At 72.0% G+C, this 6,720-nt stretch carries 4 protein-coding genes; 1 reads left to right on the forward strand and 3 read right to left on the reverse strand.

The genetic code is table 11. The annotated features are described in order from the left end of the window. Positions 1-136: 136 nt before the first annotated feature. From ACPU2J_RS36045 to ACPU2J_RS36055, 3 genes are all read right to left on the reverse strand, one after another. On the reverse strand, positions 137-802 hold the full coding sequence (locus ACPU2J_RS36045) for a ScbR family autoregulator-binding transcription factor (RefSeq protein WP_423832401.1): 666 nt from the start codon (positions 800-802) through the stop codon (positions 137-139). A gap of 1,484 nt (positions 803-2,286) precedes the next feature. After that, positions 2,287-2,970, reverse strand: a complete 684-nt coding sequence (locus ACPU2J_RS36050; RefSeq protein ID WP_420078045.1) for a ScbR family autoregulator-binding transcription factor — start codon at positions 2,968-2,970, stop codon at positions 2,287-2,289. Between the two features lie 147 nt (positions 2,971-3,117). Beyond that, on the reverse strand, positions 3,118-4,758 hold the full coding sequence (locus tag ACPU2J_RS36055; RefSeq protein ID WP_423835113.1) for a cytochrome P450 family protein: 1,641 nt from the start codon (positions 4,756-4,758) through the stop codon (positions 3,118-3,120). Between the two features lie 501 nt (positions 4,759-5,259). Between ACPU2J_RS36055 and ACPU2J_RS36060 the strand changes: the two genes are divergently transcribed. Continuing rightward, positions 5,260-6,249, forward strand: coding sequence for a ScbA/BarX family gamma-butyrolactone biosynthesis protein (locus tag ACPU2J_RS36060; RefSeq protein WP_423832403.1), 990 nt, complete (start codon positions 5,260-5,262; stop codon positions 6,247-6,249). Positions 6,250-6,720 lie beyond the last annotated feature (471 nt).

The following is a 6,720-nucleotide window of genomic DNA, read 5'->3' on the forward strand; positions in this document are numbered from 1 at the left end:
CGTCACAATGCGGCTGTGAGCTGGGAGTTGTGGGCGCAGGTGAGGCAGCCCGGGGGCGCTGCGGGGGCTCGAGCGGGGCTTGACGCGGGCCGGAGCGGGGTGCGGAAGCCGGGTTTTCCCGCCGGAAAGAGACCGTTCAGTCTTCTCTGTGGGGGGTGCGGGGGATGCCGGCGGGGGGCGGGGTGCCGCCGGGCAGCAGGGCGTCCAGGACGGCGGGGGCGGCCAGGCGCGGCAGCAGCAGGGCCCAGATCCGGGTGAGGGTGCGGGGGTGGACCCATTCCGCGTCACCGGCGCCGAGGACCTCCAGCCCCACGGTGGCGGCCACCACCACCCGGGCGGCGTCCCGCGGCAGCAGGCCCTCGGCCAGACAGCCCTCACGGGCCGCGGCCGCCATGGTCTCCTCCACCCAGCGGCGCCACTGCCGGCGCAGGTCCACCCCGCCGCCGAACGCCGGGTCCGCGCACAGCCCGAAACCGGCCCGCACCACCACATCACCCGCCAGCAGGGCCGTCAGCGCATGCGTGGAATCCACCAGCACCTGCAGGGAGTTCACCCCCGCCGCGGCCGCCGCCCCTCCCGCGACCGCCGTCACCTGCCGCAGCACCTGCGCGGCCCGGTCCTGAACCGCCCCCGCCAGAACGGGCTTGCTCGCGAAATGGAAATGCAGCCCCCCGGCACTGATGCCCGCATGCCGGCTGACCGCCGCGATCGACGCGGTGACATACCCCTGCTCGGCGAACACCTCCGCCGCGGCACGCACCAGGGCTTCCCGCGTACGCTCACCGCGTTCCTGCTTGACCATGGACACTCCACAAACCGCCAACGCGGTTTGCACACAAGGGACTGAAGATCTTCGCGGTCCACGGTCGGCCGGTTCACCGGAGCCGCACTCGCGTCCCGCTGGAGCCACACCGGAAACCACCCCACACCACCCACCCCCTACCCGAACCCGACCCAGCCCCACCCCGACACCCCACCCCCCTGGCCCGGGAAGGCCTGGACTGGCGAGGCGAGGCAGAGCGCCTCCGCGCCCAGGACTGGACCGGGCAGGAAGAACGCCTCCCTGGCCGGGACGGGACCAGGCAGGCAGGCAGACGCACAGGCGCAGGCGCAGGCGCAGGCAGGGGTGCAGCCCCGGGCAGGCACGGCCTCGATCCTCCGGCACGGGCTGTCCCCGGCCCCCGGGCCCCGGGAGCGGGCCCCGGGCGCGGGCCGAAGGCCCCGCCGGACCTGGCCGCGCTCCGTGCCTTCCGGCGCGGGGCGGGGAGCTGCCCTGCACGGCATCTCGGCGCAGGCCTGCGCCGGTACGGACCGCCGTACGCGAGCGGCCACCCCACCGGGGCGCAGCCGGACCGAGCCGCGTACCGGCTCTCGCCACAGCCCGGGCACGGCTTCGGACACGGTCTCCACCAGCGCGAACTGCCGTACCGTGAGCCGCCCGTCCCACCGGGACCGCAGCCGGACCGGGCCCCGTACCGGGCCGTCCGCACATGCAGGGCGCGCAGCTCGGCCAGGTCCTCGGGACCGGCACCACCAGCACGGACTGCCGTACGGCCGTACTGCGGGCCGCACACCACACCCGGAGCACCGGCCGCCCGCCTCTCCCCCGCCCCCCTGTCGCCGTGGCGCGAAGCCCACGGCCCCCGCAGGCCCGGCGGCACGCCGCAAGCACCCTCCGCAGGCCACAGGCCCAGTGGCGGCAGGCACAGCGACCGCAGGCCCACCACCAGCCCGACGGCCACAACCCCGAGGCTCCGCCGGCTCGTTGACCTGTGTGAGAACCCGCTGCGGGCACGGGCGGCGGTGGCACGCGGCGCAGGGGGCAGGGGGCAGCGATTCGCAGCGCAGCGGTTCCGGGAGCCCGCACGGCGCCCGGAACCGCGCGGCCGCACAGGGAGCGGGGGATCCACACCCCTGCGGCCGCAGGACCGCACCGAACCGCGACGCACCGCACCGAACCGCGATGGACCGGGCCGCGCCGCGCCGGACCGCGCCGCGCCGGACCGGGGCGGGCCGGGCCGGGCCGGGCCGGATGCCACTGGGCCGGTCGGCCTTCCGGCCGAGAGGCCCGTCGGGCCGGCGCTGTGCGGCTGCTGCGCAGGTGAGCGGCCGGCAGACCCTCAGCGGTACGGGCGCCCGCCCCCGCACGCAACCCCCGTGCAGGAAGGCCTCGTCCGGGCGGCGGTCCCGGGGCTTCCGGGCCCGAAGACCCCGCGCGGGAACGAGGGCTTCCTGCAGGGGGGTTGACGGGCACCGGCCGGGGGCGGGGGAAGGCGGGCCAGGGGGTCAGGAGAGGGCGGGCTGGGGCTGCGGGGGCAGGGCGGCGCTGCCGGGCGTGAGGCCCATCTCGGCGCCGACCCGCTCACCGCGGTCGGCGGCCATGTCCAGGCGGGCCAGAACGGCCGGGGTGGCGATGCTGGGGCAGATGTGCTGGTAGACGGCGGAGACCCGCTCCTCGATGTCGGCCCGGTCGCTGAGGGTCTGGGAGTAGATCTGGGCGCCGGTCCAGCACGCGGACAGGATCCAGGCCGTCTCGGCCGGATCCACGTGCGGCAGGAGCTCGCCCTGCTCCTTGGCCTGCAGCAGCAGCGTCCGGGTGAACTCGATCCACCCCGGCACCGACCCCCCGCCGAAGATGTCACGCATCCCCGGCCCCAGCGAGAGCCGCGCCCCCGCACTCAGCATCGGATCGCGTTTCATCCGGAACGCCAGAACCATCGCCACATCGATGAGTTCCTGCAGCTTGCTCTCCCGGTGCGGGACCCCGCCCTCGGCGAACTGCTCGTCCAGCACACCCTGCGCCAGCTCCTGCTTGGAGGAGAAGTGAAAGTACAGGGCACCCTTGGTGACGCCCGCCCGGGAGAGGATGTCCGCGATCGTCGCAGCGTCATAGCCACGCTCGTCGAAAACCGCCGCCGCCGCTTCCAAGATCGCGCGTCGCGTACGTACCGCACGCTCCTGCCGTGCCACGGGTGCCTCCGTTGTCCATGGGCCGTTGCCTGCGGACCGGTTGCCGCCGATCCACACCCCCATTAAAACCAACCAGAAGGTCCGATTGTTTTCAAGCACGCCCGACACCACCCACACCCCACCCACACCCGACCCCCACCCGAGCCGTCAGCGACCACCACCGCCGGCCGGCACCCCGAGCACCACCGGCAGCCGCGCCAGCCCGTTGGAAATGAACGACTCCACCCGCGGCAACCCACCCACCACACCCTCCCCGGCCACACCGTCCGGGGGCGTCTCCTGGGCCAGGACCGCATCGGGGAACCGCTCGAAGAAACGCCGCAACGCGATCGCGCACTCCGCACGCGCCAGCGCCGCCCCCAGACAGTGATGCGTACCGAACCCGAACGACAGATGCTGCCCCCGCGTGGGACGCAGCACATCGAACCGGTCCGCATCCGCACCGTGCACCGCCGGATCCCGGCCCGCCGCACCGAAGGACACGATGATCGGATCACCCCGCCCGATCACCACCCCCTCCCCCATGTCGATGTCCTCCACCGCGAACCGCAGCAACCCGTAGAACGCCGGCGCATCCACCCGCAACGCCTCCTCCACCGCGTCCTCCCACGACGCATCCCCCCGCCGCACCGCCGCCAACTGCCCCGGATCCGCCAGCAACCGGTGCAACGCCGTACAGATCAAATTCGCCGACGTCTCATAACCCGCCGTGAACAACAAGATCAAATTGTCCAGCAACTCCTTCTCACTCATCCCCCGCCCCACACCGCCACCACCAGCAGCCACACCGCCACCACCACCGCCGCCGCCGACAGGACAGCCCCCCTGCCCCACCCCACCCCACCCCGCCGCCCCGCCACGGCCACCACCAGGACCCACCCCGCCACCCACACCCACGCCACTGCCGTCCCCGCCGAAGCCCCCGACGCCGCCCGGGCCCTGACCGCCCGCACCCGAACCCGAACCGCCGGCGGCGGTGGCGGTGGCGGTGGCGGCCCGACCGTCCCTGCCGGGGCCTTCCCCACCGCAACCGCCGTCCCCACCGGAGGCGTCGCCACCGGGGCCTTCCCCACCGCAACCGTCTCCGCCGGGGCCGTGTCCGCCGGGGCGGCCGTCCCCGTGGCCGTCGCGGGCCGCGATCAGCGCGCTGGTCAGGTCGTCCCCCGGATGCGCACGCCGGTAGGCCACCAGATCCGCCATCGTCACATCCAGGTCCGCGGCATTGCGCTGCGCGTCCTCGGCACTGATACCCGTGTCGAAGAACCCCTTGATGATCTTGTGGAGCGGGGCCCAGGACCGCTCCGGGATCCCGAACAGCTCGAACACCACCCGCGTCGGCAACTCGTGCGCCAGCCGCCCCCGCAGATCCACCACCTCACCCGGCCGAGCCGCCGCCGACGACTTCAGCAGCTCCCCGGTGATCTCCTCGATCCGCGGTCTCATCGACGCCACCCGACGCGTGGTGAACGCCCCCGCCACCGGCCTGCGCAACCGGGCATGCTCCGCACCGTACGCAGTGATCATGTTCTGCACCGACACCCAGATCGCCAGCGGCCACCGCTCACCGACCTCACCGTCGATCCACGCCGGCCAGTGACGGTAGGCATCCTTCGACACCCGCCTACCGCAAGACCTGCGGATCTCCGCACTACCGTTCACCGCCCACGCACCCACCCCACCCGGCAGCACCACCCGCACCGCAGGCCCCCGCCCACGGATCAAAGCAGCCTCGGCATGCACATCCGACCCCGCCGCATCGATCTCGACCGGGCACTGACGACGGTTCATCACAACAACACTCCACAAGGGCGGCGGACTCGGCAACAGGGCGCGACAACCCGTCCACACCCCGCATTTCAAAACCGCCCATCCGGTTCTTGATTCACCGGCGGCGGCCCCGAGTCTGGCACGACCCGCCCCGCATGCCAATGGTTTCCGGGACACCGGGCCCGCCACCCGCCCCCGACACCGCCCCCACACACCCCCACCCCGCCCGCCCACCTGAACACCAGACGGCAACGCCCTTGCGGACCAGGGCATTCAACCCGAAGAACCACCCACGAACACCAGCCACGAGCCGCCCGTCACACCGGCCACAACCCCGCCCGAATTCCCTGGTCCACGCCACGCACCCCCACCCCCGGCCCCCCGCCACCCCCGGGCAGGCCCGCCGGCACCCCACATCCCCACCCACCGAATCCCTTGCAAAAGAAACCGGAGAGTACGTATCTTGCGTCTCGCGAACGCAACCCGACCCATCCGTCGAACGGCTCTGCGGGAGAAGGTCCCATGACCATGCTGACGATTCGCCACAACACACCCGCCCCGCCCCTCACCCCCGCGGGCGAACCCTGGACACGGCACACCACCCCCCGCACCCTGACCACCACCGTCCCCAGGGAATACGTCCACCGACGCTCCCACGCCGAGGTCTTCCTCACCGGCTGCCACCGCACCGGCCCCCACACCTTCACCCTCACCGGCCAGTGGCCCCGCGCCCACACCTTCTTCACCAGCCCCGACGGCACCCGCCACGACCCCCTCCAAGTCGGCGAAACCATCCGCCAAAGCGGCCTCTACCTCTGCCACACCGCCTACGGCGTCCCCCTCGACCACCACATCCTCCTGTGGAGCCTGGACTTCACCACCCACCCCGACCAACTCCACATCGGCACCACCCCCACCGACCTCACCATCACCGCCACCTGCACCGACTTCACCCGCAAAGGCAACCGCCTCACCGGCACCCTCCACGCCACCCTCCACCGCGGCAACCACACCACCGGCCACGGCACAGCACACTTCACCACCATCCCCCCCACCACCTACAACCGCCTCCGCCGCCCCCACACCACCCCACCCACCCACACCCCCACCACCCCCAACCCCACCCGACACCACACCCCCCTACCCCCCCTCACCCCCACCACCACCGGACGACACCACCCCCACGACGTCATCCTCACCCCCACCCACAACCCCCACCAATTCACCCTCACCCCCGACCTCACCCACCCCATCCTCTTCGAACACACAAACGACCACCACCCCGGCATGGTCCTCATCGAAGCCGCCCGCCAAGCCACCCACCACCTCCACCACCCCCACCCCTACACCCCCACCACCATCACCACCCACTTCCACACCTACGCCGAACTCCACACCCCCACCACCCTCACCACCACCACCCACACCCCCACCCACACCACCATCACCGCCCACCAAAACAACAACCCCATCTACACCACCACCCTCACCACCAACCCCACCAACCCATAACCACCAAACAGTGGTCTCGCCCCTCACTGCCGCAACCACCCCACACACAGACCGGCACACGACCACACGCAACACGCCACCCACGCAGCGCCGTCCAAGACCTCATTTCGAGATCTGACATGTGACGACCGGCCGGTGACTGGACTCATAACCGTGACCGCTGCCTTGAGGAACTCGAGCACAACCGCCAGCCCACTCCACCCGGCAACGAAACCGGGCTAGGAAAACGCGCGTCAGCTCCGCACCGGGCTTACGGCAACCGGGCGCAAGCCGATCAGCGGCATGCCGGCCCAAAGACATGCCGCTGCCACACACGCACCACCTGAACCCCGCCCAACCCCCGCCACTGGCGTTGGAAGTACTTCGGGAGCCAAACCAGCGACGGACAGCGACACCCACCAGAACGACCCACCGGCCCGCCACACCCACCAGAAACACCCACACCCACAACCAACCGCCAAAACCCAAACA

Origin of the sequence: Streptomyces manipurensis (genome assembly GCF_049570255.1) — a bacterium.
GTDB lineage: Bacteria > Actinomycetota > Actinomycetes > Streptomycetales > Streptomycetaceae > Streptomyces > Streptomyces manipurensis.